Annotated in this window: 16 protein-coding genes; 8 read left to right on the forward strand and 8 right to left on the reverse strand. The window is 61.9% G+C overall.

Going from position 1 to position 18197, the window contains the following annotated elements:
• The first annotated feature begins 224 nt into the window (after nt 1-224).
• The 5 genes from BXU06_RS10900 to BXU06_RS10920 all read left to right on the forward strand — a co-directional run bounded on the left by BXU06_RS10900 (nt 225) and on the right by BXU06_RS10920 (nt 6470).
• Nucleotides 225-1862 carry a CTP synthase gene (locus BXU06_RS10900; RefSeq protein ID WP_077299459.1) on the forward strand — a complete coding sequence of 546 codons (1638 nt, stop codon included), beginning with the start codon at nt 225-227 and terminating at the stop codon, nt 1860-1862.
• Between the two features lie 72 nt (nt 1863-1934).
• Nucleotides 1935-2786 carry a 3-deoxy-8-phosphooctulonate synthase gene (gene kdsA / locus BXU06_RS10905; protein WP_077299461.1) on the forward strand — a complete coding sequence of 284 codons (852 nt, stop codon included), beginning with the start codon at nt 1935-1937 and terminating at the stop codon, nt 2784-2786.
• Between the two features lie 108 nt (nt 2787-2894).
• Complete coding sequence (eno, locus tag BXU06_RS10910; protein WP_077299463.1) at nt 2895-4178, forward strand: phosphopyruvate hydratase; 1284 nt, start codon at nt 2895-2897, stop codon at nt 4176-4178.
• Nucleotides 4179-4184: 6 nt separating this feature from the next.
• Nucleotides 4185-4511 (forward strand): cell division protein FtsB, encoded by a 327-nt coding sequence (ftsB, locus tag BXU06_RS10915; protein ID WP_077299465.1) that lies wholly within the window; start codon nt 4185-4187, stop codon nt 4509-4511.
• Nucleotides 4512-4604: 93 nt separating this feature from the next.
• Nucleotides 4605-6470, forward strand: coding sequence for a GGDEF domain-containing protein (locus tag BXU06_RS10920; RefSeq protein ID WP_077299467.1), 1866 nt, complete (start codon nt 4605-4607; stop codon nt 6468-6470).
• A 92-nt stretch (nt 6471-6562) separates the two neighbouring features.
• Here the strand turns inward: BXU06_RS10920 and BXU06_RS10925 are convergent, their stop codons facing one another.
• The 4 genes from BXU06_RS10925 to BXU06_RS10940 all read right to left on the reverse strand — a co-directional run bounded on the left by BXU06_RS10925 (nt 6563) and on the right by BXU06_RS10940 (nt 10140).
• A complete protein-coding gene (locus BXU06_RS10925; RefSeq protein ID WP_077299469.1) occupies nt 6563-6883 on the reverse strand; it encodes an RnfH family protein in 321 nt (106 codons plus the stop codon).
• On the reverse strand, nt 6870-7307 hold the full coding sequence (locus BXU06_RS10930) for a type II toxin-antitoxin system RatA family toxin (RefSeq protein WP_077299471.1): 438 nt from the start codon (nt 7305-7307) through the stop codon (nt 6870-6872). The genes BXU06_RS10925 and BXU06_RS10930 overlap by 14 nt, the downstream gene beginning before the upstream one ends.
• Nucleotides 7308-7468: 161 nt before the next feature.
• Nucleotides 7469-9499 carry an ATP-dependent DNA helicase RecG gene (gene recG, locus BXU06_RS10935; RefSeq protein WP_077299473.1) on the reverse strand — a complete coding sequence of 677 codons (2031 nt, stop codon included), beginning with the start codon at nt 9497-9499 and terminating at the stop codon, nt 7469-7471.
• Nucleotides 9500-9705: 206 nt separating this feature from the next.
• Complete coding sequence (locus BXU06_RS10940) at nt 9706-10140, reverse strand: DUF2147 domain-containing protein (RefSeq protein ID WP_077299475.1); 435 nt, start codon at nt 10138-10140, stop codon at nt 9706-9708.
• A gap of 263 nt (nt 10141-10403) precedes the next feature.
• Between BXU06_RS10940 and BXU06_RS10945 the strand changes: the two genes are divergently transcribed.
• Nucleotides 10404-11735, forward strand: a complete 1332-nt coding sequence (locus BXU06_RS10945) for a dicarboxylate/amino acid:cation symporter (protein ID WP_077299477.1) — start codon at nt 10404-10406, stop codon at nt 11733-11735.
• A 207-nt stretch (nt 11736-11942) separates the two neighbouring features.
• On the opposite strand, the gene BXU06_RS10950 is transcribed toward BXU06_RS10945, so the two are convergent.
• On the reverse strand, nt 11943-12782 hold the full coding sequence (locus BXU06_RS10950; RefSeq protein WP_077299479.1) for a PhzF family phenazine biosynthesis protein: 840 nt from the start codon (nt 12780-12782) through the stop codon (nt 11943-11945).
• A 119-nt stretch (nt 12783-12901) separates the two neighbouring features.
• Here BXU06_RS10950 and BXU06_RS10955 point away from each other — a divergent pair, with 119 nt between their 5' ends.
• Nucleotides 12902-13807 carry a LysR substrate-binding domain-containing protein gene (locus tag BXU06_RS10955; protein ID WP_077299480.1) on the forward strand — a complete coding sequence of 302 codons (906 nt, stop codon included), beginning with the start codon at nt 12902-12904 and terminating at the stop codon, nt 13805-13807.
• A gap of 243 nt (nt 13808-14050) precedes the next feature.
• Here BXU06_RS10955 and BXU06_RS10960 read toward each other — a convergent pair whose 3' ends face one another.
• The 3 genes from BXU06_RS10960 to cmk form a co-directional block, all read right to left on the reverse strand.
• The gene (locus BXU06_RS10960) at nt 14051-14338 is read right to left on the reverse strand and encodes an integration host factor subunit beta (protein WP_077299482.1); all 288 of its coding nucleotides are present in this window, start codon (nt 14336-14338) and stop codon (nt 14051-14053) included.
• Between the two features lie 12 nt (nt 14339-14350).
• Entirely contained in the window at nt 14351-16048 is a 1698-nt protein-coding gene (rpsA, locus tag BXU06_RS10965) for a 30S ribosomal protein S1 (protein ID WP_077299484.1), read from the reverse strand.
• A gap of 103 nt (nt 16049-16151) precedes the next feature.
• A complete protein-coding gene (gene cmk / locus BXU06_RS10970) occupies nt 16152-16820 on the reverse strand; it encodes a (d)CMP kinase (RefSeq protein ID WP_077299486.1) in 669 nt (222 codons plus the stop codon).
• Nucleotides 16821-16964: 144 nt separating this feature from the next.
• On the opposite strand from cmk, the gene BXU06_RS10975 reads away from it, so the two are divergent.
• Nucleotides 16965-18143 (forward strand): hypothetical protein, encoded by a 1179-nt coding sequence (locus tag BXU06_RS10975; protein WP_077299488.1) that lies wholly within the window; start codon nt 16965-16967, stop codon nt 18141-18143.
• Nucleotides 18144-18197: the final 54 nt, after the last annotated feature.

Raw genomic sequence — 18197 nt, forward strand, 5'->3', positions numbered from 1 at the left:
ACGCTTTATATCATAAAATCAGCCCGCTACTCAAGCATTTGCACCGATGCCCCCGCCACCCCGGCGCAGCGGGTGTGGTAAAGCCGGTCCCTGCCTGCCAGAGCGGGGGCAACAGCGGCCAAGAGCGGGTTTTATCGCCAGCCGGGCGCGGGCCGCTGCGGCAACCATTTGGCGCGGGAAGGTTTTCACGATAAAATTCCGGATTCGTTCAGGCCCGTTCTCCCATGACCCAATACATTTTCGTGACCGGCGGTGTGGTTTCCTCGCTGGGCAAAGGCATTGCTGCTGCGTCGATCGCAGCGATTCTTGAATCCCGTGGGCTTAGCGTGACCATGCTCAAGCTGGATCCTTACATCAACGTGGATCCGGGGACAATGAGTCCGTTCCAGCATGGCGAGGTGTTCGTCACTGAAGACGGGGCCGAAACCGACCTGGACCTCGGCCACTACGAGCGCTTCATCAAGGCCAAGATGAAGAAGAGCAACAACTTCACCACCGGCCAGGTATACGAATCGGTGATCACCAAAGAGCGCCGTGGCGACTACCTGGGTGGCACCGTGCAGGTGATTCCGCACATCACCGACGAAATCAAGGCCAAGGTGTACGCCGGTGCCGGTGACGCCGATGTGGCGATTGTGGAAATCGGCGGCACGGTGGGTGATATCGAGTCGCTGCCCTTCCTGGAAGCCATCCGCCAGATCCGCTCCAACCTGGGCCGCAAGAACACCCTGTTCGTTCACCTGTCCTATGTGCCGTTCATCCATACCGCTGGTGAGATCAAGACCAAACCCACCCAGCACTCGGTGAAAGAACTGCGCGAAATCGGCATCCAGCCGGACATCCTGCTGTGCCGGATGGACCGCCCGCTGCCGGACGACGAACGCCGCAAGATTGCGCTGTTCTGCAATGTCGAAGAAAACGCCGTGATTGGCTGCTACGACGCGCCCAGCATTTACATGATTCCGGCTCAGCTGCACGAGCAGGGCATCGATACCATCATCGCCGAGCACCTGAACCTGACCAGCCGGCCACCGGCTGACCTGTCAGTGTGGAAGCGCATTGTGGACGCCATCCAGAACCCCCGGCGCGAAGTGAACATCGCCATGGTGGGCAAGTATGTTGACCTGACCGAATCGTACAAATCGCTGTCGGAAGCGCTCAGCCACGCCGGGATTCATACCGAAAGCAAGGTCAACATTCATTATGTTGACTCGGAAGAAATCGAACGCGACGGCGCGGCCAGCCTGTCGAACATGGACGCGATTCTGGTGCCGGGCGGCTTTGGCAAGCGTGGGGTGGAAGGCAAGATTCGCGCGGTCAAGCTGGCCCGCGAGCAGGGCATTCCCTACCTGGGCATTTGCCTGGGCATGCAGATTGCGCTGATTGAATACGCCCGCGACGTGGCCGGGCTGACCGGTGCCAATTCCACCGAATTTGACCTGGAAACCGAATACCCGGTGGTGGCGCTGATTGACGAATGGGTGAACCACGACGGCAAGGTGGAAACCCGCGACGAAAACTCCAATCTGGGCGGCACCATGCGTCTGGGCGGCCAGCAGTGCGACCTGGAGCCGGGTTCGCTGGCTGCGCGGGTATACGGCACCACTCAGGTGGTGGAGCGCCATCGCCACCGCTACGAAGTGAACAACTACTACGTGCCGCGTCTGGAAGCCGCCGGGCTGAAGGTCAGCGGGCGCTCCAGCGGGCATGAGCAGCTGGTGGAAACCATCGAACTGCCGGATCACCCGTGGTTCTTTGCCTGCCAGTTCCACCCGGAATTCACCTCCACACCGCGTGATGGCCACCCCTTGTTCAAGGCCTACATCGAAGCCGCGCTGGCCTACCAGGCCGCCCGCCGCTAAGCAGACTGACGCATGGGAGGCTTCGGCCTCCCATTGTTGTGTCTTTACCCCGGTTTTCTGGAGAGGCTTTCCATGCAATTGTGCGGTTTTGAAGTCGGACTGAATCGTCCGCTGTTTTTGATTGCCGGTCCCTGTGTGATTGAAAGCGAACAGATGGCGCTGGACACGGCTGGCCAGCTGAAAGAGATTGCCCAGGCGGTGGGCATGCCGTTCATTTACAAATCCAGCTACGACAAGGCCAACCGCAGTTCGGGTGCATCGTTCCGTGGCCTGGGCATGGATGAGGGCCTGCGCATTCTGGCCGAGGTCAAGCGCCAGATTGGCGTGCCGGTGCTCACTGACGTTCACACCAGCGAAGAAATTCCTGTTGTCGCCAGTGTGGTCGATGTGCTGCAAACCCCGGCGTTTTTGTGCCGGCAAACCGATTTCATCCGCGCGGTGGCCACTGCCGGCGTGCCGGTCAATATCAAGAAAGGCCAGTTTCTTGCCCCCGGCGACATGAAAAACGTGGTGGACAAGGCGCGCGAGGCGGCCATTGAAGCCGGCAGTGACGGCCAGCACATCATGGTGTGCGAGCGCGGCGTGTCGTTTGGCTACAACAATCTGGTGTCGGACATGCGTAGCCTGGCCATCATGCGCGATACCGGCTGCCCGGTGGTGTTTGACGCCACCCATTCGGTGCAGCTGCCTGGCGGCCAGGGCACGGTATCGGGCGGCCAGCGGGAATTCGTGCCGGTGCTGGCGCGTGCGGCAGTGGCCGCCGGCGTGGCCGGGCTGTTCATGGAAACCCATCCGGACCCGGCCAAAGCCTTGTCCGATGGGCCCAATGCCTGGCCGCTGGGGCGGATGCAAGCGCTGCTGGCCACGCTGAAAACGCTGGATGATGCGGTGAAATCCACGCCGTGGGCCGAACTGTCGTTATAATCTGCCGCCTTGATGCTTCGGGTATTGTTCGCCCGTGGATGGTTCCGGCCTGAATGCCGGAGTCGGCGGGTGTGTTTTTGATGTGTATTTGCTGCTTTGGGGAAAACCATGAGTTCGATTATTGATGTCGTCGCGCGCGAGATTCTGGATTCGCGTGGCAACCCGACGGTGGAAGCCGACGTGCTGCTGGAATCCGGTGTGATGGGCCGTGCTGCGGTGCCGTCTGGCGCGTCTACCGGCGAAAAAGAAGCCCTGGAACTGCGTGACGGCGACAAGGGCCGTTATCTGGGCAAGGGCGTGCTGAAGGCGGTGGAAAACATCAACACCGAAATCTGCGAAGCGATCATCGGCCTGGACGCCACCGACCAGACCTTCATTGATCAAACCCTGCTGGCGCTGGACGGCACCGAGGCCAAGAGCCGCCTGGGTGCCAACGCCCTGCTGGCGGTGTCGATGGCCGTGGCCCGCGCCGCCGCCGAAGACGCCGGCCTGCCGCTGTACCGCTATCTGGGCGGCGCTGGCCAGATGTCGATGCCGGTGCCGATGATGAACGTGATCAACGGCGGCGCACACGCCAACAATAGCCTGGACATCCAGGAATTCATGATCATCCCGGTGGGGGCCAAAACCTTCCGCGAAGCGCTGCGTTGCGGGGCGGAAATTTTCCACACCCTGAAAAAAATCTGCGCCGACCAGGGCCACTCCACCGCCGTGGGCGATGAAGGCGGCTTTGCCCCGAACCTGGCCAAGAATGAAGACGCCATCAAGCTGATCCTGCAAGCCATCGACAAGGCCGGCTATGTGGCTGGCGACGATGTGCTGATTGCCCTGGATTGCGCCTCCAGCGAATTCTACAAGGACGGCAAATACCAGCTGGCCGGCGAAAACCTGGCACTGAGCAGCGAAGAATTCGCCAACTATCTGGCCACCCTGTGCGACAACTACCCGATCATCTCGATCGAAGACGGCATGAGCGAGCACGACTGGGCCGGCTGGAAGATCCTGACCGACAAGCTGGGTGACCGCGTGCAGCTGGTGGGTGACGATGTGTTCGTGACCAACCCGAAAATCCTGGCCGAAGGCATCAAGGCCGGCATCTGCAACAGCCTCTTGGTGAAAATCAACCAGATTGGCACGCTGACCGAAACCCTGCAGGCGGTGGAACTGGCCAAGCGCTCTGGCTACACCAGCGTGATGAGCCATCGCTCGGGCGAAACCGAAGACAGCACCATCGCTGACCTGGCCGTGGCCACCAACTGCATGCAGATCAAGACCGGTTCGCTGTCGCGCTCCGACCGCATGGCCAAGTACAACCAGCTGCTGCGCATCGAGGAAGAACTCGGCGACGCCGCCAGCTATCCGGGTCGTGGCGCGTTTTACCACCTGAAATAACTCAGCATGCGCGTTCTGACACTCACCCTGCTGGCTTTGCTCTTGCTGCTGCAATGGTCGTTGTGGCTTGGTAAAGGCAGCTGGCTGCGTGTCTGGCAGTTGGACAGCCAGCTCACCACCTTGCGCACCAGCAATGACAAGCTGGTCACCCGCAATCTGGCGCTGGCTGCCGAAGTAAGCGACCTGAAACAAGGCTCGTCCGCCATCGAAGAACGCGCACGCAGTGAACTGGGCATGATTAAAAAGGGTGAGGTGTTTTTCCAGCTGCTGGAACCCCACCCTGCCCTCCCGGCAGCCCCCGCCGCCCCGCGCGGCGCGGTTGCCCCCCCCTGACCCGGCTGATGATGTTATCCTTATCGCCTATCTTGAACCTTAACAAGTCAGGCAGACAGGGTTACACTGCCCGCATGTGTCATTCCCGAGCGCATGATGCCGTCTGATCCATCCATTGAAATTGCCCGCCAGGCCCTAAAACGGCTCAGCGCACGCAAACTGCTGCCCACCCCGGAAAACTACGAGCGTTTATACGCTGAAGTGGCCGGACAGCTGTTGCCTGCCGCCAGCCGCCCCATGCATCCGCTGGTGGCCGCCCTGTCGCAGGCGCTGGAGGATTTGCAGGCCAATAGCGACACCGCCGGGCAGATACGCATCAACCGCGTGCGTCAGGCCATTTTCGATCAGGACTGGGCCACTGTCCCGCCCCTGCTGCAACAACACCTGTCCCAGCATGTCGAGCAACAAATGGTTGGCCAGCGCTGGGGCGAGCTGGTGCTGAATCTGGTCAGGCAATGGGATTTGCGCCAGCCCGGCCTGTCCAGCGCCATGAAAAAAGAAGCACTGGAACGGGTGGTGTCCAATTACGGCTACCAGCCCACCCTGCTCTACGAAAAGCTGTGCAATCTGCTGACCAACTGGGGGTCACCACTGGCGGCCACCCAGGCCAACACCACCTCGCTGGGCAATGGTTTTCAGTTTGATGAAGTGGCTCCGCTGCCAGCGGGGGCCAGCGCCCCGGCCACAGTAACCGGGGCCAATGGCCAGGCCCAGCCCGTTGCCCCCGCTCCGCCACCGATGAGCAAGCTGGACGAAGCGCTGTGGCGGCACTGGAAGCATGTACTCGACGAAGCCCTGCGCTACGGCGTTGCCCCCTGGCTGACCCCCTACCCGGAGCTGCAGGAAGCACTCGAACAGCCGTTGCTGGCCTTGCCCGGCATCGAAAACGAACAGTCGCTGGAAGTGTTTTCCCGTCAGCTGAAAAAATGCTGGATCAAGACCGACCTGCAACTGCAGCACGATGGCCGCATCGTCAATGGCCTGGCCTCGCTGCTCAGCCTGCTGCTGCACAATCTGCGCGAGCTGTCCGGCCAGGATCAATCCCTGATCGGGCAGATCAGCGCCATCGAAACCGTGCTGTCGCACCAGCCGCTGAATGTGCGCGACATCTACGCGGTGGAAGCCAGCCTGAAAGAAGTGATCTACAAACAGGGCGTGATCAAGCACAGCCTCGACGCCGCCACCCAGGCCATGCGCGAGATGGTGAACACCTTTGTCAGCCGCCTGTCGGTGATGGCGGACGACACCAACCAGTTCCAGCAGAAAATTGGCGGCTACGCCGAAAAAATCCAGGCCGCCGACAATGTCATCGCCCTGTCCGAAGTGATCGACACGCTGATGGCCGACACCAAGTCGGTGCAAACCAGCCTGGCCAATAGCCGGGGCGAACTGGAAGCCGCGCGCGAAGAAGTGGACGCTGCCACCCAGCGCATCCGCGAGCTGGAAGCCGCGCTGGACGAAGCCAGCACCCAGGTGAAGGAAGACCAGCTGACCGGTGCCTACAACCGGCGCGGGCTGGACGAGATGTTTGCCCGCGAGAAAGACCGCTCGACCCAAACCGGCCAGCCGCTGTCGATGGTGCTGCTCGATGTGGACAACTTCAAGCAGCTCAACGACCACTACGGCCATCTGACCGGCGACCAGGTGCTCAAGCATCTGGTTGACACCATCTCGGCCAATCTGCGCCCCAACGACATCGTTGCCCGTCTGGGGGGTGAAGAATTTGTGCTGCTGCTGCCGGCCACCCCGGCAGAGGCAGCCGCCCAGCTGACCGAACGCCTACAGCGCCAGCTGACCCGCGCCTACTTCATGGCCGACCATGACCGTCTGGTCATCACCTTCAGCGCCGGGGTCACGGTGTGGAAGCAGGGTGAGGATGAAGTGGACACCATCGAACGCTCCGACCAGGCCATGTACCGCGCCAAGCTGGCCGGCAAAAATCGGGTAGAAGTGGCCTGATCTGAGCCGCTGGCGTGGCGTGCTCGACAGCACACCCCGCCACGCACAAAACCACACCGCCGGCAACTGACCGGCAGGCGGGCTCAGGGTGATTATCCCGCCTCGCCGCCGCCCTTGCGCATCACCTTGCCTTCTGCGGCCCGACGGCGGCGCACTTCTTTCGGATCGGCCAGCAGCGGACGGTAAATTTCCACCCGGTCGTGCTCGCGCAGCACAGTATCCAGTGCGGCCACTTTGGCAAACACTCCCACCTTGTGCTGGCTTAAATCAAGCTCAGGATGGCGCGTCAGCAGGCCGCTCTGCTCAATGGCCTGCGCCACCGTGCTGCCAGCCGGCAGCTTGACCGTCAGCAGGGTTTGCTGCTCGGGCAAGGCGTACACCACTTCGATGGTGAGCAGCTCAGTCGTCGCCATACAGTTTGTCTGCCTCGCGAATGAAACAATCCACCAGCGTGCCGGAAATATGGCTGAACACCGGGCCGATGACTTTTTCCAGAATCTTGCTGGAAAATGCATAACTGAGCCGAAACTCAATCTTGCAGCCCAGTTCTCCCAGCGGAATAAAGCGCCAGCGCCCAGTCAGGTGCTCAAATGGGCCGTCCACCAGCGTCATGTCGATGCTGTAGTCGTCGTGGTTGTAATTGCGCGTGGTGAAGTGCTGACGAATTTTCAGGTAATCAATATGCAGGCTGGCCACCAGCTCGGGGCCCTGACGCGAGATCACCTCGCCCTGGCCACACCAGGGCAGGAATTTTGGATAACGTTCAACATCGTCCACCAGGTGGAACATCTGGGCCGGGCTATGCGTGACCAGCACGTTTTTTTCTACGACAGGCATAAATTGGGCAGGCCGAAAGGGTCAGACACAGGCAGTTGCCAGGCGGCAGCCGCCAACACACCGGATTGTACCGCCACGCCAGCAGACCAGCCCATGAATTTCAGGGCCGGTTCAGGGCTGGGCCAGCCAGCAGCAAGGCTCCAGCCTGAGTGGCAGCCCCGTCACCCACGCAAAAACTGCTCACGTCCACTCAGCCAGCGCTGCAAATGCGCCTGCACCGCCTCGGGTTGTTCGGCCAGCAGGCGCGGGGCCCAGTCGCGGGCGGCGTCCAGCAAGGGCTGGTCGGCGTCCAGGTCGGCAAAGCGCAGCATCGGTGTGCCGCTTTGTTTTGCCCCGAGAAACTCACCGGGGCCGCGCAGGCGCAAATCCTGGCGGGCAATTTCAAAGCCATCGGTGCTGTCGTACATCACCTTCAGCCGTGCCTTGGCCAGCTCGGATAGCGGTGCTTCAAACAGCAGCACGCAGCGACTTTCTGCCGCCCCCCGGCCCACCCGGCCACGCAACTGGTGCAGCTGGGCCAGCCCCATGCGCTCGGCGTGTTCGATCACCATCAGGCTGGCGTTGGCCACGTCCACGCCCACTTCAATCACCGTGGTGGCCACCAGCAGCTGGATTTCATTGCGCTGAAACGCCGCCATCACCGTGGCCTTGTCACTGCTTTTCATCCGGCCATGCACCAGCCCCACCTGAATGCCCGGCAGGGCGGCGCTGAGTTCGGCGTGAGTGTCCACGGCAGTTTGCAGCTGCAGGGTTTCGCTTTCTTCAATCAGCGGACACACCCAGTACGCCTGCTGGCCTTTGGCCACCGCGCCAGCCACCGCGCCCATCACCTCGCTGCGGCGAGCGGCGTTGATCAGCTTGGTCACAATCGGCGTGCGCCCCGGCGGCAATTCATCAATCACCGACACATCCAGATCGGCGTAATAACTCATGGCCAGCGTGCGTGGAATTGGCGTGGCGCTCATCATCAGCTGGTGTGGCTCGCCACCCTTGCCGCTCAGCGCCAGGCGCTGGCTGACGCCAAAGCGGTGCTGCTCATCGACAATCACCAAGCCCAGACGGGCAAAACCGATATCGTCCTGAAACAGCGCGTGGGTGCCGATGGTCAGGTGGGCGTCGCCGCTGGCCATGGCGGCCCGTGCGGCGCTGCGGGCGGTTTTTTTCTGGCTGCCGGACACCCAGGCCACGTTCAACCCCAGTGGCGTCAGCCAGTCGCGCAGTTTCAGATAATGCTGTTCCGCCAGAATCTCGGTGGGAGCCATCAGCGCGGCCTGGTAGCCTGCTTCGATGGCGGTCAGCGCCGCCAGCGCTGCCACCACGGTTTTGCCGCTGCCCACGTCGCCTTGCAGCAGCCGGCGCATCGGGTGCGGGCTGCCCAGGTCGGTGTCGATTTCCGCCAGCACGCGCAGTTGGGCGGCGGTCAGCGCAAACGGCAGGTGTGTCAGCAGCGCCTGGCGCAACTGGCCATCGCCATGCAGCACGGGAGCACCGCCGTGGCGACGCTGGCGGTATAAAATCCGCATGGCCAGCTGCTGGGCCAGCAGCTCGTCAAATTTCAGCCGCTGCCAGGCCGGCAGCTGACGCAGGGCCAGCGCCTGCTGGGCGCAGTCGGGCGGCGGGTGATGCAGGGTGTGCACCGCGTCGGCAAAGTCGGGCAGGGCCAGCGCCTGGCGCAGCGCTTCTGGCAGGGTGTCGCGCAGGTCTTCCACTTCCAGCGCCTTGGCAATCAGCCGGCGCAATACCGGCTGGGTCAGCCCCTGCACCGTGGGGTACACCGGGGTCATTACCTCGGGCAGGGCCTGTTCGGCCTTGGCGCTGTGTACCTTGGGATGAACCATTTCATCGCCATGAAAACCGCTGCGCAGTTCCCCCACCACGCGCAGTCGCTGGCCCACCGCACAGAGTTTTTGCTGGCTGGGATAAAAATGCAAAAAGCGCAGCCAGATGGCACCGCTGGCGTCGGCCAGCTGGGCCAGCAGCTGCTTGCGTGGCTGGTATTGCACTTCGCACTGGCGCACCTCGCCTTCCACCTGCACACTTTGTCCATAGGGCGCATCGGCAATCGGGGTGATGCGGGTTTCGTCTTCATAGCGCAGCGGCAGGTGCAGCACCAGATCCATGGGCAGTTGAATGCCCAGACGGGCAAGTTTTTGGGCCGTTGCTGGCGGCACTTTCAGGCGTGATGCAGTCATCTGGCTATTGTACCTGCCAGGCACAAAAAAAACGGCGCGCCGACTGCTGTCGGCTACGCCGTCTCAACCCCACTGACTGCGCGACATGACGGAGAGAATGTCATGCCGCGCTTGGCTGGAACCCCGGATGGAACGCGGCTCACCGCATTGGGTGAAACCGGCCACAGGCCAATGCTGCCCCCATCGCGCCCGTGGCCTGCCCGCGTTTACTGGCGTTCCCACACCTGGGTACGGCCCAACAAGGCCACACCCATGAACCCGCGCACTTCCAGCTTGCTGCCGCCCTCGGTCAGCTTGGCCTTGCTGCTGTAAACCTGGCCTTTTTTCGGGTCGAGAATCTTGCCGCCTTCCCAACTGTCCCCGCTTTTTTTCAGGTCCCACAAAATGGTCATGCCCTGCACCGGCTTGTCCTTGCGCTCGCCGTCGCACTTGTCACACTTGGCGTCCGGGTTGGCAAACAGTTTGACGATCTTGCCACTGAGCACACCGCCGCTCTCGCTGATCTGCACCAGCGCCTTGGCCTGCTTGGTTTCATCGTCGATGGTTTTCCAGGTGCCCACCGGCGATTCATCGCTGGCCTGAGCCAGTGACGACAGCAAAACGGCAGCAGCAAGGCCCAATACTCGCATTGCAGGTTTCATGCACAGTCTCCTCGTGTTGATTTTATTTCAAACGTTGGTTTGAATTGTGCGGCAAGCATGCCGCAGCGTCTGGCTATCCGTCAAGCACGCCCAAACAAGTAAATTTGGGTTCAATACGGGTTTTCCCGAATAGGGCCAGCCCTAATTTCGCTTTCCAACAAATCCGCGCATTATCGCCCCGGTAAACCGTCTTCCCCCTTGTCGCCGCCACGCTGCTTTCTGGCCTGGCTGGCGGGTTTTTTTGCCCGACCGGAGTCTGCCCCATGACACCTCGCAAACCCCTTTATCGTTCGCTGTATTTTCAGGTGATTGTCGCCATTGTGCTGGGCGTGCTGCTCGGCCATTTCTGGCCGCAAACCGGTGCCTCGCTCAAGCCGCTGGGCGATGGCTTCATCAAGCTGGTGAAGATGATGATTGCGCCAATCATCTTCTGTACCGTGGTCACCGGCATTGCCGGCATGGAAGACATGAAAAAGGTTGGTCGGGTGGGCGGCAAGGCGCTGCTGTACTTTGAAGTGGTCACCACGCTGGCGCTGGCCATTGGCCTGATTGTGGTCAATCTGGTTAAGCCCGGTGCCGGCATGAATGTTGACCCGGCCACGCTGGACGCCAGCTCGGTGGCCAAATACACCAGCAAGGCCGGCGAGCAGTCCACGGTGGACTTCATCATGCACATCATCCCCAATAGCGTGGTGGGTGCCTTTGCTGAAGGCGAGATTCTGCAGGTGCTGCTGTTCTCGGTGCTGTTCGGTTTTGCCCTGTCGGCGCTGGGCCAGCGCGCCCGCCCGGTGGTGAATCTGCTGGAGCAAATTTCGCATGGCCTGTTTGTGGTAATCGGCTTCATCATGAAACTTGCCCCGATTGGTGCTTTTGGCGCAATGGCCTTCACCATTGGCAAGTATGGCGTGCAAAGCCTGTCCTCGCTGGCCGCTTTGATGGGCACGTTTTACTTCACCTGCGTGGTGTTTGTGTTTGGCGTGCTGGGCAGCATTGCCCTGGCCAACGGATTTTCGATTTGGAAACTGATCAAGTACATTCGCGAAGAATTGCTGATTGTGCTGGGCACCAGCTCCAGCGAATCGGCCCTGCCGCGACTGATGGCAAAACTGCAACAACTGGGCTGCGACAAGACCGTGGTTGGTCTGGTGGTGCCCACGGGCTACTCGTTTAACCTGGACGGCACGTCGATTTACCTGACCATGGCGGCAATTTTCATCGCCCAGGCCTGCGGCATCGACCTGACGCTGACGCAAGAGCTGACCATCCTCGGCGTACTGCTGTTGACCAGCAAGGGTGCGGCAGGTGTCACCGGCTCCGGCTTCATCACCCTGGCGGCCACCCTGGCCACCGTGCCCACCATCCCGGTGGCCGGCCTGGCGCTGATTCTGGGCATCGACCGCTTTATGTCGGAAGCCCGCGCACTGACCAATCTGATTGGCAACGCGGTGGCCACTGTGGTGGTGGCGCGCTGGGAAAACTCACTGGACAAGGCCACCCTGGCCCGTGAGCTGGACGACCCGACCCCGCTGGTGGAACTGCACCAGCAGGATAGCAGCGCACCGGTCAGCACCCGCCCGGCAGAACAACAGGCCTGAGATAGCTCAGCCTGCCGGCTGACGGCCCCCTTTTACCCCGGAAAGTGACTGACAACGGTCTGCGTTGGCCAGTCACCACGTTGAACAGCGATGGTTGCCGCCATCGCTGTTTTTTTATGGCAGGAATGGCGGAGATGCTTAGCCCGCTTGCGGCGGAATCCACGAGGCGGCCTTGCACCGGCAGCGAGCCGGGTGAACCGCTGAGGCTTATACCTGCAAAATGCCCTGCCCCAGCCAGATCACCTCCCCGGCCACGGCAATTTCCCCGCTGGCGCTGACCTGCAGATGCAGCACATTGGGCCGCTTCAGCGCGTGGCCCTGTTCCACCCGCAGGGTGAGCGGGTGCTTGCCGGCCAGCAGCAGCCAGCCGCCCAGATTGGCGCAGGCCGAGCCGGTGCCGGGGTCTTCCACCAGCTGGCCGTGGTGGGTGAAAAACAGCCGCACGGTGGCCACACCCTGCTCGATATGCCAGACATACGCCATGGCCACGCCCTGACGGTTGCGGCAGTAGGCGTCCAGCAGGCGGGCATCGGGGCGGCAGTTCAGCACGGCGTCACGGCAGCACACTTCCACCAGCAATTGTTCAGTGCCACAGTCAATCAGCCGGGCCGCCCGCACTTCATTCGGGGCAATCCCCAGTGCGCCGGCCAGGCGGTGGGTGTTGGTCATCAGTGGCTGCGCCACCGGGGGCTTGGCCGACAATTGCCAGCAATCGCCCTCAGCCACTACCGGAAACACCCCGGCGGCCATCGACAAATGCACCTGGTCGCCGCCCCGGCCCAGCCGGCGTACAATCGCTGCGCTGCCCAGCGTGGGGTGGCCGGCAAACGGCAGTTCGTAACCAGGGGTGAAAATGCGCACATGGGCGTCGGTGTCGGCCTTGTGCGGCGGAAACAGAAACACACTCTCCGACAGGTTCATCTGTGCAGCCACCGCCTGCAGGGTGGCGTCGTCCAGATCGCGGCCATCTTCAAAGACCGCCAGCGGGTTACCGCCAAAGCGGGTTTCGGCAAACACATTCACCAAGTGGTAAGCAAGGGTTTTCATCGGGGTCAGCGTCTTTCTGCGCGTGCTACCGTGTGTCTATTGTAAGAAGTTGCGCCCTGTCTGTCTTGGCCCATTCGGTGGTGGTGTCAGCAGAAGGGGGGATTGTCATCGGAGTGGCCATGTCTGCGCATGTTTTGCGGATTGAGTTGCGTCATTTACGCTATTTTCTGGCGCTGGCCGACACCCTGCATTTTGGCCGGGCGGCCGAGCGGCTGTGCATCTCCCAGCCGCCCTTGTCCAACGCCATCCAGCAGCTGGAAGCCGCGCTGGGCGAAACACTGTTTACCCGGCACAGCCGCAAGGTGGTGCTCACCCCGGCGGGGCGGGCGCTGATTCCGCATGCCCAGCAGGTGCTGGCCGGGCTGGATCAGGCGGTCAGCGCAGTGCAGGCAGCGGCACGCGGCGAAAGCGGGCTGTTGCGGGTGGGTTATGTCGGTTCGGCGGTGTTTTCTGTGTTGCCGGCGATTGTCGCCCGTTTTCACGCGGCGTTTCCGGAAGTGACGCTGGCGCTGCAGGAACGCCCGCCCGATGCGCAACTGGTGGCGCTGCGCAGTGGTCAGCAGGATGTCGGCCTGGTGCGTCCCGGCCTGCATCAGCCGGGCTTGCGCTGCGACGTGCTGCTGGATGAGCCCACCTGGGTGGCACTGCCCAGCCGCCATCCGCTGGCGCAGCGTGAATCGCTCAGTCTGGCCAGGCTGTCTGACGCGCCTTTTATCACCATCGACGCCGCCGATGGCGGTGGCCATGTGCTGGAGCTGTACCGTAGCCGTGAGTTTCAGCCCCGGATTGTCCAGCATGTGCGCGACTTGCACGCGGCGTTTGCCCTGGTGGCGGCGGGCCTGGGCCTGCTGCTGATTCCGGCCTCAGCCAGCCGTCAGCCCCGTCCGGGGGTGAGCTACTGCCGCACCGATGCCGGCACGCCGCAGCTGGATTTGTGCCTGCTCACCCCAGAGCCGGCCAGTACGCCAATCGCCCGGCATTTTTGCCGGCTGGCACGGGAAGTGGTGGCACAGGAAGCGGAATAATATCGGGCGGAATAATATCGGAAGGAAAGCAGAAAGCGCCACGCGCCCCGAGTGGCAGGCACTGGGGGCGCGTGGGAGGAACAGCCAGAAAATACATACGCCGGACAAAGCCCAGCGCATATTCGGGTAGTGCCAGTCTGCGGTGTTCACTGCCGGGACAGCACGGGCCACGAATGCAAACATCCGTGGCCCGTATCGGCCCAACAGCGGGACTGCGTTCCCTGCAGGACAGGGCGCGTAGGCTCAGGGTTCGATTGCGTCCACGCGTTCGCGCAATTCCTTGCCGGCCTTGAAGTGCGGAACATATTTTTCCGGCACTTCAACACTGCTGCCCGACTTGGGGTTGCGCCCAACACGTGGCGGACGGTAGTTCAAATCAAAACTGCCGAAACCGCGAATCTCGATCCGTTGCCCACGAGACAGACTTGTCGCCATCGCGTCAAGAATGGTCTTGACTGCGAGTTCTGTGTCCTTGGCGACAAGCTGTGGATAACGCTCCGCGAGCCTGGCGATGAGCTCAGATTTGGTCATCGCCCACCTAACTTACTCGTTGCTACCGGAAAGCTTGGCTTTCAGCAGCGCGCCCAGGTTGGTGGTGCCAGCCGTGGCGCTCACGTCAGACGATTGCAGCTTGCTCATGGCACCGGCTTCTTCAGCAGCATCCTTGGCCTTGATCGACAGCTGGATCGAGCGGCCCTTGCGGTCCACATTGATGATCAGCGTTTCAACTTCGTCGCCTTCCTTCAGGTGGGTGCGGATGTCTTCCACACGGTCACGCGACACTTCGGAAGCACGCAGGTAGCCTTCAACGTCGGCTTCCAGCTGAATCACGGCACCCTTGGCATCCAGCGACTTGACCACGCCCTTGACCAGGCTGTTCTTGTCGTTCATGGCCACGAAGTTGTTGAACGGATCGCCTTCCAGTTGCTTGATGCCCATGGAGATGCGTTCGCGCTCGACGTCGATGGACAGCACCACGGCTTCCACTTCGTCACCCTTCTTGAAGTTGCGCACAGCTTCTTCGCCGGTGGCGTGCCAGGACAGGTCGGACAGGTGAACCAGGCCATCGATGCCGCCCGGCAGACCGATGAACACGCCAAAGTCGGTGATCGACTTGATGGTGCCACGGATCTTGTCGCCCTTCTTGTAGTTGGCGGCAAAATCGTCCCACGGGTTGGACTGGCACTGCTTCATGCCCAGGGAGATACGACGACGGTCTTCGTCGATTTCCAGGATCATGACTTCCACTTCGTCGCCCAGGGCAACGACCTTGGACGGATGGACGTTCTTGTTGGTCCAGTCCATTTCCGACACGTGCACCAGACCTTCGATGCCCTGTTCGATTTCCACAAATGCGCCGTAGTCGGTCAGGTTGGTCACGCGACCGAACAGACGGGTGCCTTGCGGATAGCGACGGGACAGGCCCACCCACGGATCTTCGCCCAGCTGCTTCAGGCCCAGGGACACGCGGTTCTTCTCTTGATCGAACTTCAGCACCTTGGCTTCGACTTCGTCGCCCACAGCCAGCACTTCGGACGGGTGCTTCACACGACGCCATGCCAGGTCGGTGATGTGCAGCAGGCCATCGATGCCGCCCAGATCGACAAATGCGCCGTAGTCGGTGATGTTCTTGACGATACCCTTGACCACTGCGCCTTCGCTCAGGCTTTCCAGCAGGGCCTTGCGTTCTTCACCCAGGGTTTCTTCCAGCACGGCGCGGCGGCTCACCACCACGTTGTTGCGCTTGCGATCCAGCTTGATGACCTTGAATTCGACTTGCTTGCCTTCAAACGGGGTGGTGTCCTTGACCGGACGGGTATCAACCAGCGAACCCGGCAGGAAGGCGCGGATGCTGTTGACCATGACAGTCAGGCCACCCTTGACCTTGCCGCTGATCACGCCGGACAGGATCTTGCCGGTTTCCAGCGCTTCTTCCAGCTCGATCCAGGCAGCCATGCGCTTGGCTTTTTCGCGGGACAGCTTGGTTTCGCCGTAGCCGTTTTCCAGCGAGTCGATGGCGACGGTGACGAAGTCGCCGATCTTGACGTCAACTTCGCCCTTGTCGTTCTTGAACTCGTCAACCGAGATCAGCGACTCGGACTTCAGGCCGGCGTTCACGGTGACAAAGTTCTGGTCAACGTTCACCACTTCGGCGGTGATCACTTCACCAGCGCGCATTTCCTGAAGGGCGAGGCTTTCCTCGAACAGCGCGGCAAAGCTTTCTTGGGTGGAGGTAGTCATTAATAAGGAACTCTTGCATGCACACCTTGCGGTGTGCGGGGTGGGTTAAACACAACTGCGCCCGGGTTGCCCGAGCGCAGCGCGAATACAATTCAAATCAGGGTCAGCCCGGCTGGCTGGCCACTGCGGCATACCAGGCCAGCACCTGCTCGACCGCCTGGTCGATGCTCAGTGACGTGGTATCCAGCAGATGGGCGTCTGCCTCGGCTTTCAGCGGTGCCACGGCGCGGGCGGCGTCTCGCGCATCCCGCTCCTCGATATCCTGCTGAATCTGCTCGATATTAGCAGCTTCCCCCTTGTCGATCAACTGCTTATGGCGTCGCCGCGCGCGTTCGGCGGCGCTGGCGGTCAGAAACACCTTCAAGCGGGCGTCGGGAAACACCACCGAGCCCATGTCGCGGCCATCGGTCACCAGCCCCGGTGCCAGACGAAAATCGCGCTGACGTTGCAATAAAGCAGCGCGCAAGGCCGGCAGTACCGCCACTTTTGATGCGCCAATACCGATGGCCTCGGCACGAATCGCCTCGCTGACGTCTTCGCCTTCCAGTTGAACCACGCCCTCGGCAAAGGTGGCCGGCAGACGCACCGCCGCCATGGCCAGCCGAGCCTCCTGGTCAAATCCGATGCCGTGGCGCGTGGCGTATAGCGCCATCAACCGGTACAACGCGCCAGAATCCAGATAATGAAAGCCCAGACGGGCGGCAATGCGGGCGGCAACCGTGCCCTTGCCGGAGGCCGACGGGCCGTCCAGGGTGATGACGGGGATCGTCATGGTGTTTGTCCAAATCACGCAAAGCGGGCATTTTACCGGGGCCGGCGCATGGCGGATAGCGGGGGCACTGCCGATGATCCGGGGGCACCATCAGCAAACTTGAGTACACTGTGCGCAGGACAAACACGCACACGGGATGCGTCCATGAGTGAATATCAATATTATGAATTTGCGGCGGTCGATCAACCATTGACGGCCAAGCAGCAAGCCGAGCTGCGCCACTACTCCAGCCGGGCCACCATTACCGCCAGCAGCTTCAGCAACGAATACCACTGGGGCAGCTTCAAGGGTGACGCCAAAGCATGGATGCAACACTATTTTGATGCCCATGTCTATTCGGCCAGTTGGGGCAGTTGCTGTCTGCTGTTACGGGTGCCAGCCAACGCGCTGGATCTGTCGATGCTGGAGGCCTGCCAGCCATGCGACAACCGTGAGTGGCAGGACGATCAGGATGCATTCAACCGCAGCCGCTACGGCGACAATTATCTGCTGGCATGGCATTTTAGCGATGAGTCTGGCGAGAACGAGCGCTTCTGGAACGAGGACGACGGCCCCGACTGGATGGTCCGCTTGCTGCCTTTGCGCGCTGAATTGCTGCGCGGCGATGCCCGTCCGCTTTATCTGGGCTGGCTGGCGCGGCTGTGCGCCGGGCAACTGGACGATGACCAGATGGAGCCGCCGGTACCGGCAGGGCTGGCTGAACTCACGCCGGCGCAACAGGCACTGACGGAGTTTCTGGCGCTTGACCCCGACCTGCTGGCCGCCGCCGCCAGCGCCAGCCCGGCGCTTGAGTCAGTTTCCGACGCTGATTACGACAGCTGGCTGAGTGCTCAGTCTGCACACGTGCTGCAGGCCAGCGTGCGCTTGCTGCTGGAAGGCCGCGCGCCAGAAGCCGAACGCAGCGTACGCCAGCGCTTCCGGGCTTGGCAGGCGGCCCAGCACCCTGAGCAAGCCCCTGCTCCGCGTCGTCTGGTGGCTGAGATCCTGCATCTCGCACAACAGATTAGCCAGCAGAGGCAGCAGGCCGAACGCCAGGTGGCCGCCGAGGCGCACGCCCGACAACAAGCCGAGCACGCCATCCGGCTGACGGCATTGGCCGCAGAATCGGCGCGGGTGTGGGCAGAAATCGACACCCAGCTGAACCGTGGCGTGGCCTCCGGCTACGATCAGGCGCTGCAGCGGATGCTCGCGCTGGCCGAAGCCATGCAGTATGTTGATCGCAGCGCCGAGTTCCAGCGCGAGCTGGACCAACTGCTGGTAGTACATGGCAAGCGCCGGGCCTGGATGACGCGGCTGGCAAAAACCACATTGCTGGCGCGCTGACCCGATGCGCCGTCAGCGCGGTGTTCTGAGCGCGCATGGCGCATTGCCGGTTTA

It is taken from the genome of Aquaspirillum sp. LM1 (assembly GCF_002002905.1).
Classification (GTDB): domain Bacteria; phylum Pseudomonadota; class Gammaproteobacteria; order Burkholderiales; family Aquaspirillaceae; genus Rivihabitans.

Excerpts from the sequence above, each read along its gene's own strand:
- BXU06_RS10900 (WP_077299459.1), top strand. The coding sequence starts at position 225 with ATGACCCAATACATTTTCGTGACCGGCGGTGTGGTTTCCTCGCTGGGC.
- BXU06_RS10925 (WP_077299469.1), bottom strand. The coding sequence starts at position 6,883 with ATGGCGACGACTGAGCTGCTCACCATCGAAGTGGTGTACGCCTTGCCC.
- rpsA (WP_077299484.1), bottom strand. The coding sequence starts at position 16,048 with ATGACTACCTCCACCCAAGAAAGCTTTGCCGCGCTGTTCGAGGAAAGC.
- ftsB (WP_077299465.1), top strand. The coding sequence starts at position 4,185 with ATGCGCGTTCTGACACTCACCCTGCTGGCTTTGCTCTTGCTGCTGCAA.
- BXU06_RS10930 (WP_077299471.1), bottom strand. The coding sequence starts at position 7,307 with ATGCCTGTCGTAGAAAAAAACGTGCTGGTCACGCATAGCCCGGCCCAG.
- eno (WP_077299463.1), top strand. The coding sequence starts at position 2,895 with ATGAGTTCGATTATTGATGTCGTCGCGCGCGAGATTCTGGATTCGCGT.
- kdsA (WP_077299461.1), top strand. The coding sequence starts at position 1,935 with ATGCAATTGTGCGGTTTTGAAGTCGGACTGAATCGTCCGCTGTTTTTG.
- recG (WP_077299473.1), bottom strand. The coding sequence starts at position 9,499 with ATGACTGCATCACGCCTGAAAGTGCCGCCAGCAACGGCCCAAAAACTT.
- BXU06_RS10955 (WP_077299480.1), top strand. The coding sequence starts at position 12,902 with ATGTCTGCGCATGTTTTGCGGATTGAGTTGCGTCATTTACGCTATTTT.
- BXU06_RS10975 (WP_077299488.1), top strand. The coding sequence starts at position 16,965 with ATGAGTGAATATCAATATTATGAATTTGCGGCGGTCGATCAACCATTG.
- BXU06_RS10960 (WP_077299482.1), bottom strand. The coding sequence starts at position 14,338 with ATGACCAAATCTGAGCTCATCGCCAGGCTCGCGGAGCGTTATCCACAG.
- cmk (WP_077299486.1), bottom strand. The coding sequence starts at position 16,820 with ATGACGATCCCCGTCATCACCCTGGACGGCCCGTCGGCCTCCGGCAAG.
- BXU06_RS10920 (WP_077299467.1), top strand. The coding sequence starts at position 4,605 with ATGATGCCGTCTGATCCATCCATTGAAATTGCCCGCCAGGCCCTAAAA.
- BXU06_RS10940 (WP_077299475.1), bottom strand. The coding sequence starts at position 10,140 with ATGAAACCTGCAATGCGAGTATTGGGCCTTGCTGCTGCCGTTTTGCTG.
- BXU06_RS10945 (WP_077299477.1), top strand. The coding sequence starts at position 10,404 with ATGACACCTCGCAAACCCCTTTATCGTTCGCTGTATTTTCAGGTGATT.
- BXU06_RS10950 (WP_077299479.1), bottom strand. The coding sequence starts at position 12,782 with ATGAAAACCCTTGCTTACCACTTGGTGAATGTGTTTGCCGAAACCCGC.